This is a genomic window from Dietzia sp. IBK-p2-16D (assembly GCF_057773085.1).
The window spans coordinates 41,898-57,701 of record NZ_JBYMTL010000002.1 but is presented as its reverse complement, the minus strand read 5'-3'; the positions used below and the strand labels follow the sequence as shown (position 1 = coordinate 57,701).

The 15,804-nt window shown below is 70.0% G+C and carries 13 protein-coding genes and 2 tRNA genes; 9 read left to right on the top strand and 6 right to left on the bottom strand.

Annotation, left to right across the window (positions count from 1 at the left end):
* Positions 1-2 precede the first annotated feature (2 nt).
* Positions 3-2,252 (bottom strand): hypothetical protein, encoded by a 2,250-nt coding sequence (locus AC3DE3_RS04600; RefSeq protein WP_488369144.1) that lies wholly within the window; start codon positions 2,250-2,252, stop codon positions 3-5.
* 661 nt (positions 2,253-2,913) lie between these two features.
* Here AC3DE3_RS04600 and gyrA point away from each other — a divergent pair.
* The 5 genes from gyrA (at position 2,914) to AC3DE3_RS04575 (ending at position 7,614) form a co-directional block, all read left to right on the top strand.
* Positions 2,914-5,442, top strand: coding sequence for a DNA gyrase subunit A (gene gyrA / locus AC3DE3_RS04595; protein ID WP_260486159.1), 2,529 nt, complete (start codon positions 2,914-2,916; stop codon positions 5,440-5,442).
* 3 nt (positions 5,443-5,445) lie between these two features.
* Positions 5,446-6,039 carry a DUF3566 domain-containing protein gene (locus AC3DE3_RS04590; protein ID WP_154830872.1) on the top strand — a complete coding sequence of 198 codons (594 nt, stop codon included), beginning with the start codon at positions 5,446-5,448 and terminating at the stop codon, positions 6,037-6,039.
* A 78-nt stretch (positions 6,040-6,117) separates the two neighbouring features.
* Positions 6,118-6,191 (top strand) — tRNA-Ile (locus tag AC3DE3_RS04585).
* A 58-nt stretch (positions 6,192-6,249) separates the two neighbouring features.
* A tRNA-Ala gene (locus AC3DE3_RS04580) sits at positions 6,250-6,322 on the top strand.
* A 59-nt stretch (positions 6,323-6,381) separates the two neighbouring features.
* The gene (locus AC3DE3_RS04575; RefSeq protein WP_488369143.1) at positions 6,382-7,614 is read left to right on the top strand and encodes an MFS transporter; all 1,233 of its coding nucleotides are present in this window, start codon (positions 6,382-6,384) and stop codon (positions 7,612-7,614) included.
* On the opposite strand, the gene AC3DE3_RS04570 is transcribed toward AC3DE3_RS04575, so the two are convergent.
* Together AC3DE3_RS04570 and AC3DE3_RS04565 are read right to left on the bottom strand one after the other, a co-directional pair.
* Positions 7,611-8,099, bottom strand: a complete 489-nt coding sequence (locus AC3DE3_RS04570; protein WP_260486162.1) for a hypothetical protein — start codon at positions 8,097-8,099, stop codon at positions 7,611-7,613. The genes AC3DE3_RS04575 and AC3DE3_RS04570 overlap by 4 nt on opposite strands.
* Positions 8,100-8,109: 10 nt before the next feature.
* Positions 8,110-8,664, bottom strand: coding sequence for a nuclear transport factor 2 family protein (locus tag AC3DE3_RS04565; RefSeq protein WP_260486163.1), 555 nt, complete (start codon positions 8,662-8,664; stop codon positions 8,110-8,112).
* A 53-nt stretch (positions 8,665-8,717) separates the two neighbouring features.
* Here AC3DE3_RS04565 and AC3DE3_RS04560 point away from each other — a divergent pair, with 53 nt between their 5' ends.
* From AC3DE3_RS04560 to AC3DE3_RS04550, 3 genes are read left to right on the top strand one after another with little or no spacing between them, the layout of a single operon-like run.
* The gene (locus tag AC3DE3_RS04560; RefSeq protein ID WP_488369142.1) at positions 8,718-10,208 is read left to right on the top strand and encodes an FAD-dependent oxidoreductase; all 1,491 of its coding nucleotides are present in this window, start codon (positions 8,718-8,720) and stop codon (positions 10,206-10,208) included.
* A complete protein-coding gene (locus AC3DE3_RS04555) occupies positions 10,205-10,936 on the top strand; it encodes a PaaI family thioesterase (protein ID WP_488369141.1) in 732 nt (243 codons plus the stop codon). Before AC3DE3_RS04560 ends, AC3DE3_RS04555 begins: the two co-directional genes overlap by 4 nt.
* A gap of 28 nt (positions 10,937-10,964) precedes the next feature.
* Positions 10,965-11,678: a PaaI family thioesterase gene (locus AC3DE3_RS04550; RefSeq protein WP_488369140.1), complete on the top strand. Its 714-nt coding sequence runs from the start codon at positions 10,965-10,967 to the stop codon at positions 11,676-11,678.
* 161 nt (positions 11,679-11,839) lie between these two features.
* On the opposite strand, the gene AC3DE3_RS04545 is transcribed toward AC3DE3_RS04550, so the two are convergent.
* The gene (locus AC3DE3_RS04545) at positions 11,840-12,658 is read right to left on the bottom strand and encodes an SDR family NAD(P)-dependent oxidoreductase (protein ID WP_488369139.1); all 819 of its coding nucleotides are present in this window, start codon (positions 12,656-12,658) and stop codon (positions 11,840-11,842) included.
* Between the two features lie 11 nt (positions 12,659-12,669).
* Here AC3DE3_RS04545 and AC3DE3_RS04540 point away from each other — a divergent pair, with 11 nt between their 5' ends.
* Complete coding sequence (locus AC3DE3_RS04540) at positions 12,670-13,425, top strand: PaaI family thioesterase (protein WP_488369138.1); 756 nt, start codon at positions 12,670-12,672, stop codon at positions 13,423-13,425.
* A 37-nt stretch (positions 13,426-13,462) separates the two neighbouring features.
* On the opposite strand, the gene AC3DE3_RS04535 is transcribed toward AC3DE3_RS04540, so the two are convergent.
* Both AC3DE3_RS04535 and AC3DE3_RS04530 read right to left on the bottom strand, forming a co-directional pair.
* A complete protein-coding gene (locus tag AC3DE3_RS04535; protein ID WP_488369137.1) occupies positions 13,463-14,098 on the bottom strand; it encodes a TetR/AcrR family transcriptional regulator in 636 nt (211 codons plus the stop codon).
* Positions 14,099-14,168: 70 nt separating this feature from the next.
* Positions 14,169-15,686 carry a fatty acid desaturase gene (locus AC3DE3_RS04530; RefSeq protein WP_488369136.1) on the bottom strand — a complete coding sequence of 506 codons (1,518 nt, stop codon included), beginning with the start codon at positions 15,684-15,686 and terminating at the stop codon, positions 14,169-14,171.
* Between the last annotated feature and the right edge of the window lie 118 nt (positions 15,687-15,804).

The following is a 15,804-nucleotide window of genomic DNA, read 5'->3' as shown; positions in this document are numbered from 1 at the left end:
CGTCACCCGATCGCGGACGGGCCCTCGCCCATGGCGCCGACCCGGGTGGCCTCGTTGATCGGCGGGATCACGACGGACCCCTGGCCGGTGGCCGGGGCAGCACCGGCCCTGGCCGCCTGCGGGAGCACCCTCGCGGCCACGGCCGGCTCGTCCGCGTCCCCGGAGGGAGTGCGGAACCCGGGCTCCGACCCGAGCTCGACGTTCACCGAGGCGCCGGGTGCGATGGTGAGCCAGCCGGACTTCGCGCCGGCGTACCCGGTACCGGTGAGATCCGAGCCCTCCGGGGTCGTGACCGGGACATCGACGCCGGCGGCACCGCGGTTGGTGATCACGAGGGTGTCGCCGGTGACGGTCGCGGTGACGTCCTCGGCCGCCGCCGCCCACGCCGCTCGCCGCTGCATCTCGCGTCCGAGCTCCGCGTGCGTCGGGTTGAGCAGCGGCGCGGACGGGGAGAACACACTCCGGTAGTTCGCGAGGAACGCGTTCAACACCGGGTAGAGGATCCCGTCCCCGGTGATGTTGGACTGGTGCACGTAGTGCGGGCGCGGGTCCATCCCGATGGCGTGGGTCAGTGCGTGGCGGGCTTCCTGCGGGACGATGTATCCATCGAACCCGTCCGGGCCCAGAGGACTGATGCAGGTGGCGGCCGGGTTGGTCTCGCAGACGCCGGAGCCCCCGTCTGCCCTCGAGGTGTAGATCCAGTTGTACTCGTCGACCGCGTTGGCCTCGGTCGAGGTGTTGTAGAAGATGTTCATCGGATGGCGGGGGACGGTCAATGCGTCGCCGACCCGGCGCTGGACGGCCTCGACCGAGGCATCCGCGGCGACCCAGGTCACCCCCGTGGCGGCGAGCGCCGGCGCGAGTGCGGGATTGTCCTCCCTGGACGGCCCGGAGACGAGCCCGGAATGCTGGCCCGTGACCAGCTCGGCCGGGTTCAGAGTGACCTCGTTGGCCTCGGCCCAGTCGAGGTTCCGCTGGATCTGGTCGGTGATCCGGGCCTGGTCCAGGTCGTCGAGGTTGCTGTGGTCCCAGGTGTGGTTGATCCACCTGAGGTCGGCCCGGGACTCGAGCAGCGCCCGGGTGAGTGGGTCGTCCTCCTTCGCCCCGAAGGCGTTGAAGGTCATGTCGAGCTCGACACCGTTGGCGTCCTGCCAGGTCGTTGCGGCGGCCACGTCGTCAGCGCCCATGCGCGACTCCGCGAGATCACCCTCATCGGGGGCGCAGCCGGCGTCGGCTCCGAACGTGCAGTTGTCCACGGGGTTCCACTCGTCGTCCGCGAGGAAGACGTCATCGATCTGGACGTTGAAGATGTTGCGGTACATCGAGGTCGAGACCCCTCGGGTCAGCCATGAGATCATGCCGTGGGAGAGCACCGTGAACTGCTGCTGGTACTGGTTCATGTCCACGGTGAGGACCAGTTGTTCGCGGTCGCCGCTGGTGTAGACGCCCATGACGGTGCCCCCGCCGTGGTCCGGCGTGGTGAGCAGGGGTCGGAACGACGTCGACTCGGTGTCCGCCAGAGGGCTCGACACGTATCCGTAGGACTCGAGGCCCGGCGCGATATCGTCGAAGGTCAGCGCCCCGTCGAGGTAGGACCAGGCCCCGATGGTCGCCTCCGCGGTCAGGTTCGCGTCCAGTCCGTCCATTTCCCCGGTGTAGGTGGGAGCTCCCATGCCGATGGCCGGGTTGGGCCAGTTGTAGGCCGCGATCTCGCGGATCCCGTAGTCGGCGGCGAAGTCATCCAGGATCTGGTGTTCCTCCAGCGTGATCCCCCCGCGCCTCGCTGACGGCGAGACGATGCCCATGTACCGGGCACTCGTCGACGCGTCGTCGGCGAGCATCTCCCGGGTGATGGAGCCGGTCCGTCCGGGACCCACGTCCACACGGTCGACCTCGACCCCCTCCGCGGCGAGCCGCTCGGCGAGCGCACCCACGAAGGGGGTGCCGTCGTCGAGGACCAGGACCCGCAGCTCGACCGTCGCCTCGCGGGCGGGCGGAGGCGGCGTGGTGGTCGTCGGAGTGGTGCTGGACGTCGGCGTGGTGGATGTCGGAGTCGAACTCGACGTCGGCGCCGGCGGGGTGGATCCGCCCGACCCGGATGATCCGAGTGAGCCCGTCTGGGCGGTGGCGATACCGACCAGCGGGACGGTGATCACTCCGGTGAACGCGATCGCGGCGACTGTGCGGAAGCTCGTGCGCTGCAGGGGCGAGAGCCCCCGGTCCGAGCTGCCGCCATGGGTGGTGATGGACATGTATTTCCCTGTTGTAAGTGCCGCCACTCCCGATCCCCCTCGGGAGTGGCGGCGTCCCCCGGAGACCGGGCAGAACGCCCGACCTCCTCGCACGGTGACCCGTGCGACAAGTGGAAGTGTGCGCTCGACAGGGGGAGTGCACAACGGCTGAGAAGAAAAAGTTTTCCTAGAAAATCCGTTTACTATAAGACAGTGTTTATGGCGTCACGCCAGCTGACCGGGTGCTGCAGAGGCGACCAATGGTAGACGTGTCATTACCCAATTCTCCGTGTACAGCGCTGTGAGCACGGTGTTCACACTGCTCATCCCGCCCGCTCCTGTCGTCCGTTCAGAGACAGCAATATAAGAGTTTCATCATCTAAATATATGATGGACGGCCGACCAATTGGAGGCCCGGAGAGGGGCGGCCGGAGGTCGTCTCGGCCGGTGTTTCCGTGACGGTGCCGCGAACTGGACGCTGGTGTTGTCCCGCTGCCCCGCTTCTGCCCCGCTTCTGCGGCGCCCCGCGACCCGCCGGACGCCATCCGGGGCGGGGCTGCGCCCGGGTCCCCGAATCACCGACGCCCCGCGCGCCCGTGCGGGTGTTTCCGCAGGACCTATAGACTGGGACGGTCGAAGCGTGCCCTGCGTGTCGCTTCGAGCGCGAGACGAAGAGGAGCCCATGACGGACACGACGTTGCCGCCCGAAGCCGGGGGTCACGACCGGATCGAGCCGGTCGATATCCAGGCCGAGATGCAGAGAAGCTACATCGACTACTCGATGAGCGTCATCGTCGGGCGGGCGCTGCCGGACGTGCGGGACGGTCTCAAGCCGGTCCACCGCCGGATTCTCTACGCCATGTGGGACAACGGCTACCGGCCGGACCGCAGTTACGTGAAGTCGGCCAAGCCGGTCGCCGACACGATGGGCAACTACCACCCCCATGGTGACTCGGCGATCTACGACACCCTGGTGCGGCTCGCGCAGCCGTGGGCGATGCGCTATCCGATGGTCGACGGTCAGGGCAACTTCGGCTCGCGCGGTAACGACGGTGCGGCCGCGATGCGCTACACCGAGTGCAAGATGACCCCGCTGGCCATGGAGATGGTCCGGGATATCGAGAAGAACACGGTCGACTTCCAGCCGAACTACGACGGTAAGACCTCCGAGCCGGTCGTCCTCCCGTCGCGTATCCCCAACCTGCTGGTCAACGGCTCCAGCGGCATCGCGGTCGGTATGGCCACCAAGATGCCGCCGCACAACCTGCGCGAGGTCGCCGAGGCGATCTACTGGTGCCTCGACAACCCGGACGCCGACGAGGAGGAGACCCTCGCGGCGTGCATGGAGCGGATCAAGGGTCCCGACTTCCCCACCCACGGGTTCATCGTGGGCGACCAGGGGATCAAGGACGCCTACACGACCGGCCGCGGTTCGATCCGCATGCGGGGCAAGACCTCCATCGAGGAGGAGGGCAACCGGACGGTCATCGTCATCACGGAGCTGCCCTACGAGGTCAACCCGGACAACATGATCCTGTCCATCGCGGAGCAGCTGCGCGACGGCAAGATCGCCGGCATCTCCAAGATCGACGACGAGTCGTCGGATCGAGTGGGCCTGCGCATCGTCATCACGCTCAAGCGTGACGCGGTGGCCAAGGTGGTCCTCAACAATCTCTACAAGCACTCCCAGCTGCAGACGTCGTTCGGCGCGAACATGCTGTCGATCGTGGACGGTGTGCCGCGGACACTGGCCATCAACCATCTCGTGCGGCTGTACGTCACGCACCAGATCGAGGTCATCGTCCGGCGCACGCAGTACCTGCTGGACGAGGCCGAGAGGCGCGCCCACATCCTGCGCGGCCTGGTCAAGGCGCTCGACGCGCTGGACGAGGTCATCGCGCTCATCCGCCGGTCCGAGACCGTCGACATCGCGCGCGAGGGCCTCAAGGAGCTCCTCGACATCGACGACGACCAGGCGCAGGCCATCCTGGACATGCAGCTCCGTCGCCTCGCGGCCCTGGAGCGGCAGAAGATCATCGACCAGCTCGCGGCGATCGAGCTCGAGATCGCCGACTACAAGGACATCCTCGCCAAGCCCGAGCGGCAGCGCGCGATCGTCGCCGACGAGCTCCGCGAGATCGTCGAGAAGTACGGCGACGACCGTCGCACCCGGATCATCCCGGCGGACGGGGACGTCACGGACGAGGACCTCATCGCACGTGAGGACGTCGTCGTCACCATCACCGAGACCGGGTACGCCAAGCGGACCCGCACCGACCTCTACCGCGCCCAGAAGCGCGGCGGCAAGGGTGTGCGCGGCGCGGAGCTGAAGCAGGACGACATCGTCCGGCACTTCTTCGTGTCCTCGACGCACGACTGGCTGCTGTTCTTCACCACCAAGGGTCGGGTGTACCGGATCAAGGCGTACGAGCTGCCCGAGGCGAACCGCACGGCACGCGGTCAGCACGTGGCCAACCTCCTGGCCTTCCAGCCGGAGGAGCGCATCGCCGGCGTCATCCGGATCAAGGGCTACCAGGACGCGCCGTACCTGGTCCTGGCCACCCGTAACGGCCTCGTCAAGAAGTCGCGTCTCGAGGACTACGACTCCCCGCGCTCCGGCGGCCTCATCGCCGTCAACCTGCGTGACGGCGACGAACTGGTCGGTGCGGCGCTGGCCGGCCCCGACGACGACCTGCTCCTGGTCTCGGAGAAGGGCCAGTCGATCCGATTCCACGCCAACGACGACACGCTCCGCCCGATGGGCCGCGCGACCTCCGGGGTGATGGGCATGCGGTTCAACGACGGCGATGCTCTGCTGAGCATGTCCGTCGTGCGGGCCGACACGTCCGATCAGGAGAAGTACTTCCTCCTGGTCGCCACCGAACGCGGGTATTCCAAGCGCACCGCGCTGAGTGAGTACACGGCCCAGGGCCGGGGTGGCAAGGGCGTGCTCACGCTCATGTTCGATCCCAAGCGCGGCAAGCTCGTCGGTGCGACGATCGTGGAGTTGCAGGACGAGCTGTACGCGATCACCTCCGGTGGAGGAGTCATCCGCACGTTCGCCAAGCAGGTCCGCAAGGCGGGCCGGCAGACCAAGGGCGTGCGACTGATGAACCTCGCCGAGGGTGACTCGCTGTTGGCGATCGCCCGCAACGCCGACGAGCCCGACGACGAGGACCGGTCCGAGGCCGAGTCCGTCGAGGAGGTGTAGGTCGTGACCGACCCGACAGATCCGGCCACCGAGGGTCCCTCGCACAAGGGGTCCGCCCCGGCGCCCGGCTACGGCGGGTCGGGGTCCGGCACCGGCGAGTCGAGCACGTCGGCCACCACGGCGTTCCCCGCCGCGGCCCAACATCGCGCCGAGGGGGCGAGCGGGGGCGTCTCCAAGGCGCACTCGGGGGGCGCGGCCGGGCGTGCCGCGCCGATCGTCCCGCCGACCGAGCGTCGCGGACCGATGGAGTCGGTGCTGGTCCTGCGCCGCATCGACCCGTGGTCCGCGTTCACCACCGTGCTGGGCCTCATGTTCGCCCTCTTCCTCGTGTGGATGGTGGCCATCGGGGTCACGTACCTGCTCCTGTCCGGCATGGGCGTGTGGGACCGTCTCGGCGGTCTGCTGTCCGGGGTGGCGGGCGACGAGTCCGCGGCCGTGATCGGGCCGTCGACGATCTTCCTCTACAGCGGGGGAGTGGGACTGCTCAACGTGCTCCTGCTGTCGATCCTGGCCACGCTCGCGGTGTTCATCTACAACCTCGCGGCGGGTCTGACCGGCGGCGGCGTGCAGGTGACACTCGGCGATCCCCGGTACTGAGTGGGCCCGCGACACCCGGCGGAGTACGCCGATTTGGGCGGCGGCGATGACGTCGGGTAGATTGACCTCTCGGTACGAGGGCCTATAGCTCAGGTGGTTAGAGCGCCAAACTGATAATTTGGAGGTCGGAGGTTCAAGTCCTCCTAGGCCCACTCCGCCAGGCAGACGCCGGATTCGCTGACGCGGTCCGGCGTTTATGCTTGGAGGTACGGGGCCTTAGCTCAGTTGGTAGAGCGCTGCCTTTGCAAGGCAGATGTCAGGGGTTCGAATCCCCTAGGCTCCACTCACCCGCCGGCCGGCGCGTCAGCACGGCAGGCGCCCTCCCAGTGGACACCGGAGACCGTGCACCCCACCCCTCGCGCGTCGTGGCCCCCGTTCGTGCTCATGGCCCTCGTGGTGACCGTGGCCCTCGCCTCGAGCGCCACGCCCTCGCCCCTCTACGTCGACTACCAGCAGGTCTGGGGAGTCGGCGGCACCACCATCACGGTCGTCTACGCCGTGTACGCCCTCGCGGTCCTGGTTCCCCTGTTGTTCCTCGGGAGGGTCTCCGACGCGGTCGGACGTCGCCCGGTCATCCTGGCCGGCCTCGTCCTGCTCGCGGCGAGCATGGGCATGCTGGCGGCCGCCGGATCGGTGGCCTGGCTGATCGCGGCTCGCGTCATCCAGGGTCTGGCGGTGGGTCTCGTCACGGGGTCTGCCACGGCGGCGCTGATCGAACTCCATCCGACGAGGGATTCCCGGGTCGGTGCGCTGACCAGCAGCTCCACGAGCAACTTCGGCATCGCGGGTGGTGTGCTCCTCGCCGGGGTGGTGGCCGCCTCGTCGTCGTCGCCCCTCGTCCACCCCTACCTCGTGATCGGCGCCGTCACGGTCGCTCTCCTGGTCGGTGTGGCGACCCTCGTCCCCGAGACGGCGGGCGGGTCGGGAACCCTGCGGTCGGCCCTCCGGGTGCGTCCCCCGACGGTGCCCCCGCAGGTGCGGTCCACGTTCGCCCTCGCGGCGGTGTGCGTCATCGTGTCGTGGTCCGTGGGCGGTGTGTTCCTCGGCCTCGGTGGGGCGATCGCGCGTGACCTCACCGGTCGCTCCGACTATCTGGTCACGGGCCTGGTGGTGGCCGCCCTACAGGGAGCGGCGGGGGCCGCGCAGCTGCTGTGGAACCTGCGTGCCGGCCCGTCCCTGTGGCGGCGCGGGGTGGTCCTGGGTGTGCTGACGCTGGTCGGCGGGCTCGTGGCCGCCTCGATGTCCCTGGAGGCACGCTCGGTGGCCGGTTTCATCACCGCCGCGGGGTGTGCCGGCCTCGGGATGGGCCTGTTGTTCCTCATGGGCAACACCCTGGTCGCGCAGAGTGCACCGCAGGCGGTGCGGGGACAGGTGTTCTCGGCCCTGTTCGTGGTGGCGTACATCTCGCTCGGTGTACCGGCGGTCATCGCGGCGGTGATCGCCGAGGGTATCGGCCTGATCCCCGCGTACCACGTGCTGGCGCTCGCGGTCGGGGTGATCGCGGTGGCAGCCCTGGTGGCGGTGGCGCGGCCGCGCGCGGGAGGGTCCGACCGCCGGACGGAACCCCGGACCTAGTCGCGGCTGCTCAGGGCCTGCGCGGCGGCCGCCAGTCCCAGCGCGGCCAGCCCGGTGCGGAGCCGGTCCGTGGCGACGAGCGCCTTGATGCGGGGCCCGGTGACCTTCTCCTGGGCGATGCCCTTGTGCAGCGGGAGCACCCCGGCGGTGATGGCCGGAACCGCGACACCCGTGGCGCACGCGAGGAGAGTGGCCCCGAGGCCGCTGCGTTCGCGCGAGCGTACGGAGCCGTAGGTCGCCCACGCCGCCGCCCCCAGTCCCGTCGCGTACAGGGTGAGGGCGACGGGGGCGATCCGGCGGGCGTGATCGGCCTGGCGCTCGGCGATCCCGTGGGTGGGGCCGTCGAACAGCTGGGGGTAGACCACCGAGGTCACCATCGACTGGAAGCCCAGGTGGACCGCGGACGTGGTCAGTAGTGCGAGTCGACCCGCGCGCAGAGTCGGGTCCGGAGCGGGGCCCGGGGCCGCGGGGCGTCGGCGGTTCATACCGGCCACGCTACCTCTCGCGGGACCGTCCCAGCAGGGCCCGACCCTCGCCGTCGTCGGTCACGGCGCGAGCGGTACGCAGCACGACCCGCCACCCGCGGTCCGGCGCGTCCACCCGGCCGCGCCGCTCCAGCTCCCACCGGCTCGCCGTCACGCGCAGCACCGTGTACCGACCCGGGCGGGACGAGCGCACGACGAGCTGGGTGTATCCGGTGGCGACGGCGTGGTCGCCGTCGAGCAGGACCACGGGCAGGCTCGGCACGTGCCCGCATCCGTGGGCGATGAGCCCCTGGTGCGCGTCCCCGTGGACCATCTCCACCAGGCCGGCGTGCCCCTCGAGCACCCCGGTGTCCACGTCGTAGACGCCGTCTTCAGTCCACAACTCGGCCACGCCCTCGGCGTCGCCGGAGTCGACGCGGGGGGAGTAGGCGGCGAGGAGGCGCAGGATCGCGAGCTCGTCCTCGGCGGTGGCGAGGCGGGCGTGGGTGTCGTTCAGGCGGGTCTCGAGGGAGGTGAGCCGGGTCTCGAGGGAGTCGAGGCGGGAGGCCTCGGAGGAGGAAGTCATGGCTCCCACTTTAATGCGCCTTCTCAGGGGAGGAACACGTTATAGTTCCGACTATGGCGGACACTACATCGGACACGAGTCCCTCGGTCGTCACGGCGGACGTCGTGGTCGTGGGCATGGGCATCGCGGGCGCGTGCGCGGCGATCGAGGCGGCCGAGGCCGGATCGTCGGTCGTCGCGCTCGAGGGCGCGTCCGGGCCGGGCGGCTCGTCGGCCCAGTCGGGAGGCGAGGTCTACCTGGGCGGCGGCACCGCCACGCAGGAGGCCCTGGGCGTCCGTGACACCGTCGAGGACATGCGCGCGTTCCTCACCGCGGCGCTCGGCCCCAATGCGGACGAGGCCAAGATCGCCGCCTACTGCGCCGGGGCCGTCGAGCACCACGACTGGTTGGTGGCCCACGGCGCGGTGTTCAACCACAAGCTGTGGGACACGCCCACCTGGATGCCGGGCGACGACTCGGGCCTGATGTGGATGGGGGAGCGGGCCGAGCCCTACGCGTCCCTCGCCACCCCGGCCGCGCGCGGTCACCGGCCGCCCGCGCCGAACTTCGCCGGCAACGTCCTCATGGACTCCCTCGTGACCACCGCGCAGCGGGCCGGCGTGGACCTGCAGTGCGACGTCAAGGCGCGCTCGCTGATCGTGGAGGACGGACGCGTGGTGGGCGTGCGGGCCACCCTGTTCGGCGAGGAGCGTGAGTACCGCGCCACCGGCGGGGTGGTGCTGGCCACCGGCGGATTCGTGGACAACGACCGCATGCTCGAGCAGTGGGCCCCGCAGCAGCTGGGCAAGGACAAGGTCTCCGACGGTCGCGACGACGGCTCGGGCATCGAGATGGGCATGGAGATCGGGGCCGCGGTACGCCGCATGCACCAGACCGAGACCGCGATGCTCGTCATCCCGCGCCTGGTCGTGGGCGCGATGCTCGTCGACGGCGACGGCCAACGCTTCATCAACGAGGAGGTCTACCCGGGCCTGTACTGCCACGCGGCCGTGTACCACCGCCGGCCGCCGGTGTGGGTGATCATCGACGAGAAGGGCATCGAGGACGTCCCGGAGTCCGAGCTGTGGGGCATGCAGCCCATGCACGCCGCCGAGACCATCGAGGAGCTCGCCGCCGACTGTGGGCTGCCCGCCGACGCGCTGGCCGACCAGCTGCGCCGCTACAACGCCGGCGCCGAGCGGGGCGAGGACCCACAGTTCGGCAAGAACGCCCGGTGGGTCCGGCCACTCGAGCCGCCGTTCGGCGCCTACCCGACGGGTGCCGGGGGGCCGGACAACTTCAACGGCCTGCCCCTCAAGGCGCAGGGCTTCACCCTCGGCGGGCTGCACACGGATCTGGACTCGCGGGTGCTCGACCGGACGGGCGAGGCGATCCCCGGCCTGTTCGCCGCCGGACGGTGTACGCACGGTCTGCACGGCGACGGGTACATCTCCGGGACGTCCCTGGGCGACGGGTCGTTCTTCGGGCGGCGTGCGGGCCGCGGTGCGGCCGGCGTCGGGGACGCGGTGGCGGCCGGGGACATGACGGGGTCGGCGCCGGCATGAATGAGCCGGTGACCATCGTGCGGCGTGACCGGCCGACGGTGGATCTGGGTCCGTTGGACCCGGCGCGCGGTGGTGGCCGTCCGGTCGACAGGGACGACGACGACGAGGCGGGGCTGTACTCCCTGGTCGAGCAGGTGCGCCGCATCCGCGCGCTGACCACGGGCGGCGAGTTCGACACGGACCTGGGCCCGCTGACCGATCGGCTCCGCAGCGTGGCCGAGGAGCTCGAGGCCGCGTCGGCGACACCGGAGCAGCGGCAGGAGGTCAACTGGCGGGAGCGCCGGTACGTGCCCAACTGTCCCGTCATCGGCCGGTCCAACGTCCTGGCCCCACCGGCGGAGTTCGAGCTGCTGGACGACGGCACCCTCCGGGCCGAGGTGACCCTCGGACTCGAGTACCAGGGCCCTCCGGGATGTGTGCACGGCGGCATCGTCGCGCTGCTGTTCGACGCGGCGCTGGGGCGGGTCAACCACCATGCGGGGACCACCGGGATGACGATGTACCTGGATCTGGACTACCGCAGTCCCACGCCGATCCTCGAGCCGATCGTGGTGACCGCCCGTCAGGTGCGGGTGGACGGCCGGAAGGTGTGGTCACAGGGCGCGGTCCACGCGGGCGACCGGTTATGCGCCACCGCCGAGGGGCTGTTCGTCATGCCCGAGGAGTGGGTGGCGGCGTACCGGCAGCACCGCGATGAGAGCGCAGGCGAGGGCGCAGGCGAGGGCTGACCCCGGGGGCGGAGTAGATTCTGGTGCCGTGACCACCGACTCCCGCCCTTCCGACCCCGCCGCCCCGGACGATCGGCCCCTCGGCACCGCGGACCCCGCGCGAGCGAGCGACGAGGGAACCCCGTTCCTGCGCCAGGACGCCGATACCTCCGGCGCCACGGAGCTGGCCCGCGAACTGCGCCGACTACGCGGCCTGGTGGCCGGGTCCGTCTACGAGGACGTGCACGATGCCGTGGCCACCGTGCGCGGGCTGGTCGAGCACCTCGAGACCGTGGGCACCAGGGTGCGACCGTCGGAGTACGCCACCTGGGGTGTGCCGGAGCACCTGGCGGCCAACCCGGCGATCGGCAGCCGGAACCCGGTGTCCCCGCCGCTGGAACCGGTGGTGTTCCCCGATGCGACCGTCCGCGCCGACCTGACCCTGGGCATCGAGTACCAGGGCCCTCCCGGCTGCGTGCACGGCGGGATCGTCGCGTTGATCTTCGACGAGATGCTGGGGTTGGCCAACGCCGCGTCCCTGAGTGTCGGCATGACCGCGGACCTGCGCATCTCGTACAAGTCGCCGACGCCCCTGTTCGCCCCGCTTCGGTTCGAGGCACGGCAGGAGCGGGTGGAGGGCCGCAAGATCTGGGCGTCCGCGACCCTCCACGCCGGCGAGACCCTCTGCGCGACGGCGGAAGCGCTGTTCATCGAGCCGAGGGGCATCCGCGACGCCGACCGCGGCCGGCCCATCGAGGGCTGAGCGCCTGCCCAGCGACCTGCTCGCCCCCGCCCGCAGCCGCGCCGACCACCCGCCCGCCCTCCCGCCCTCCCGCCCTCCCGCAGCCGCGCGGTCCAGAGTCATCCGGACGGTATATATCCGTTGCGGATGACTCCAGAGCGCGCGGCTGTCGGCGTAGGCGTCTAGTTCCCGCGCAGTGCCTTCATCCGCTTGTGGGATCCGGCCACGATCCGGCCACGGTCGACGCCGGAGGAGAACTCGACGCCCTTGCGGTTGTTCTCGCCGCCGCAGACGTGGATCGGGCCGTTGCCGATGGACGACAGGACCTCCTCGGCGACCTCGGCCGGCTCGCTCACCGTGAAGCCGGGCAGGTCCATGTCCAGGCCGGCGCGGATCATCGCGGGGGTGCGGACGACGCCGAGGATGACCTCGACGACGTCCACGCCGTGCTCGCGCATCTCCAGCCACAGGCCCTCGACGAAGACCCGGCTGAACGCCTTGGCCGCGGAGTACACGCTCATGTCGGCGTGACCGAGGTACCCGGCCATCGAGCCCATCACCACGATGCCGCCGCGGCCGCGGGCCTTGAGGGCGGGGCCGAACTGCCGGATGATCTGCATCGGCGAGGTGATGTTGAGGTCGATGACCTTCTGAACCTGTGCCATGTCGGACTCGACGAACTCGGAGCCGTACGTGTTGGCGCCGGCGTTGAGCACGAGCAGCCCCAGGTCGAGACCCTCACAGGCCGCGGCGATGCCCTCGGTGGCGCCGGGCTCGGTGAGGTCGACGGACACGACCCGGCACTCGACGCCCCTGGCGCGCACGGCCTCGGCGGTCTCCTCGAGTGGCCCGGCCTTGCGGGCGACGAGCACGGAGGACACCCCCTGATCGGCGAGGCGGAACGCGATCTCGGCGCCCACGCCCTCACTTCCGCCCACGACGAGGGCCCACGGGCCGTAGGTAACGGGATCGAACGGCTTCGGATTGACAGGTGTCGACATACTCTTAGAGTATGACCAAACAGAGCGATCGTCCCGGATTCGGTGGAGTACCCCTCCCGGGGTTGGATCCGGACCAGTTCTCCCTCGACGCCGCGCGGACGCTGTTCGGGGAGCGGTTCGACCCGATCCCGGTCCCGGAGTTGCCGCCGGCGGATCCCGAGCTCGACCGTGCAGTGGCTGAACTGCGCAGGTTGCGGGAGGCCACGGCGGCGTTGGCGCACTCGGAGGTCGAACTCGGGGACATCGCCGACCGCCTCGCCGAGGTCGCGGATCTGCTCGAACCCCGCGTCCCGACCGCCGCCCGTCGACTGGAGGTCATGTGGACCGGGGCGGGGACCCGTCGCTCGAACCCGGTCGGCGGGCAGGAGAACCCGATCGCCCCTCCGGTGCAGTTCCACGGTTGCGACGACGGCTCGGTGATGGCGGAGGTCACCCTCGGTCCCGTCTATCAGGGCCCGCCCGGGTGCGTCCACGGCGGGATCAGCGCCCTGATCATCGACCACATGATGGGCTTCGCCAACCACTGGGGCGGCCGCTTCGGGATGACGGCGCACTACGAGATCGACTATCGCTCGCCCACCCCGCTGCTCCAGCCGCTCACCTTCCGGGCCTGGGTGCAGGAGGTCGACGGCCGCAAGACGTGGACCCACGCCACCATCCACGCCGGCGACCGCCTGTGTGTGGAGGCGCGGGGGCTCTTCCTCGAGGCGAGCGTCCCGGTGCCGGGACGTCCGGGCGCGAGATCGACCATCGCCGACGCCCCGTAGGGCGGTCCGGTCCCCGGTCGCGCGCGGGACCGGGGCGTCAGCCCTGCACGTCGACCTGGACGACCTTCTGGAGATAGGGGGCGATGACCTCGGTGAGGCCGGACGCCAGCTGGTCGGGGTCGTTGGGCGGCAGCGAGATGAAGCTGATACCGATCCGGGCGATGATCGAGGCCGCCAGCCGTGCCTGGGACTCCTCGATGCGCATCCAGCTGTCGGACAGCGCCGGGGTGAGCACCTCGGTGGCCCGTTCGATCAGCGGCCCGGCCTCGGTGGTGATCAGGCGCAGCAGGTCCGGCTTGATGTCGCCGGTGAGCAGGGCGCGGACCAGTGGGTCACGCCGACTGGACAGGAGGAATCCGTTGATCCCCTCGTTCAACGCGACCTCGATCTGCCCCGGGTGGCGGATGATCGAGTCGCGGATCTCCCCGGCGAACGTCTCCGACAGCTGGAGGGCGTAGGCCTGCGCCAGGCCCTGCCGGTTGCCGAAGGTGCTGTACAGGGTCTGTCGGCTGAGTCCGGCGGCCTTGGCCACGTCGGACATGGTCACGGACGACCAGTCGTGTGAGACCAGCAGTTCGTGCATGGCCTCGAACACGGTGGAGCGCAGTGACCGACGCTCCCCGCGGGGGTCGCCGGGGGAGCGTCGGTCACTGGTGGGGCGGTGACGGGGCATGGTGTCCATTGTTCCTGATCCCACGTGCCGGGCGGCGCGGGGGACCGATCGGTGTCCCCGTGCACGGGGGTCACTTCACCGGTAGGAAGTCCACCTTGTCCCGCACACCGCAGTCCGAGCACCGCCACGTGTCGGGGATCGCCGACCACGGGGTCCCGGCCGGGAAGCCCTCGCGCGGCAGCCCCGCCGCCTCCGAGTAGTGGTTCCCGCAGTTGGGGCACACGTACTCGCCCGTGGGGGACGTCTGGTCGGTCGCGATGTCGGTGTCGGCGACGACCTGCTCGACGACCGCCGTCGACCCGGCGCCGTACCGGGCGAGGATCTTCTCCCGCTTGGACGGCTGGATGTTGGCGCGGGTGATGTCGCCGTCGTAGTGGGCCAGGACGCGCTTGTCCATGACCTTGCGCCACAGTGGCGGCACGTAGGCGAGGACCATCATCGTGGCGTAGCCCGACGGCAGCTGCGGGGCCTGCTCGAAGCTGCGCAGTACCTGGTAGCGACGCATCGGGTTGGCGTGGTGGTCGGAGTGACGCTGCAGGTGGTAGAGGAAGATGTTGGTCACCAGGTGGTCGGAGTTCCACGAGTGCTCCGGGCGGCAACGCTGGTAGCGGCCGGCGGAGGTCTTCTGGCGGAGCAGTCCGTAGTGCTCGAGGTAGTTGACGACCTCCAGCAGCGAGAAACCGAAGACGGCCTGGATGATGAGCCAGGGCGCGATCTCCCAGCCGAAGACCGCGATGAGCCCGCCGAACAGCACGACCGTCATGAGCCACGCGTTGAGGTTGTCGTTGCGGATGCTCCACGGGCTCTTGCCCAGCCGTCCCAGCCGCTCGGACTCCAGATGCCAGGCCGACTTCAGTGACCCGAACACGCTGCGCGGCAGGAAGGCCCAGAACGGCTCGCCGAAGCGCGAGCTGGCCGGGTCCTCCGGCGTGGCGACCCGGGCGTGGTGGCCGCGGTTGTGCTCGATGAAGAAGTGTCCGTAACCGGTGGTGGCGAGAGCGACCTTGGACAGCCACTTCTCGCTGCCGGCGATCTTGTGCCCGAGCTCGTGGGCGGTGTTGATCCCGATCCCGCCGGTGATCGCGACGGTCCAGGCGACGCCGATCGAGGCGGCGATGCCCAGCCCCCCGTCGTAACCCAGCCACGACAGGTCATCGGCCGACCACAGGTAGGCGGCCGTGATGAGGGACGCGTACTGGAAGGGGATGTACAGGTAGGTGCACCACCGGTAGAACGGGTCGGCCTCGAGCCTGTCCATCACCTCGTCGGGCGGGTTCTCGCCGTCGGCCCCGATCGCCAGGTCCCCGAGGGGGATCGCGACGTAGACGAGGAAGGGCAGCAGGAACCAGGCGACGGTGGCCGCCACGCCCCAGCCGAGGGCGTTGAAGCCGGCGACGATCGGCATCGAGACGAACAGCCCCATCGCGGGGATGAGTCCGAGCAGCCACAGGTACCGCTTGGCGTCGGTCCACGCGAACGGCTCGACGTTCTCGTGGTCATGGCCGTGATGCGCGTGGCCGTGGTGCGCGTGATCGTCGTGTGCGTGCGGTGCCCCCTCGGCGGGGCGGATGTACTCCGTGCTGGACATCGAAGTCGACCTCCGGATCAACAAGATGTGGCGAATGCCACTGTGTTGCACCTGACATTAGACAAATTACCCCGCCATGTCTAGACATAGCGCCAGTCTTTGTCCAGAGGCCGGAGGG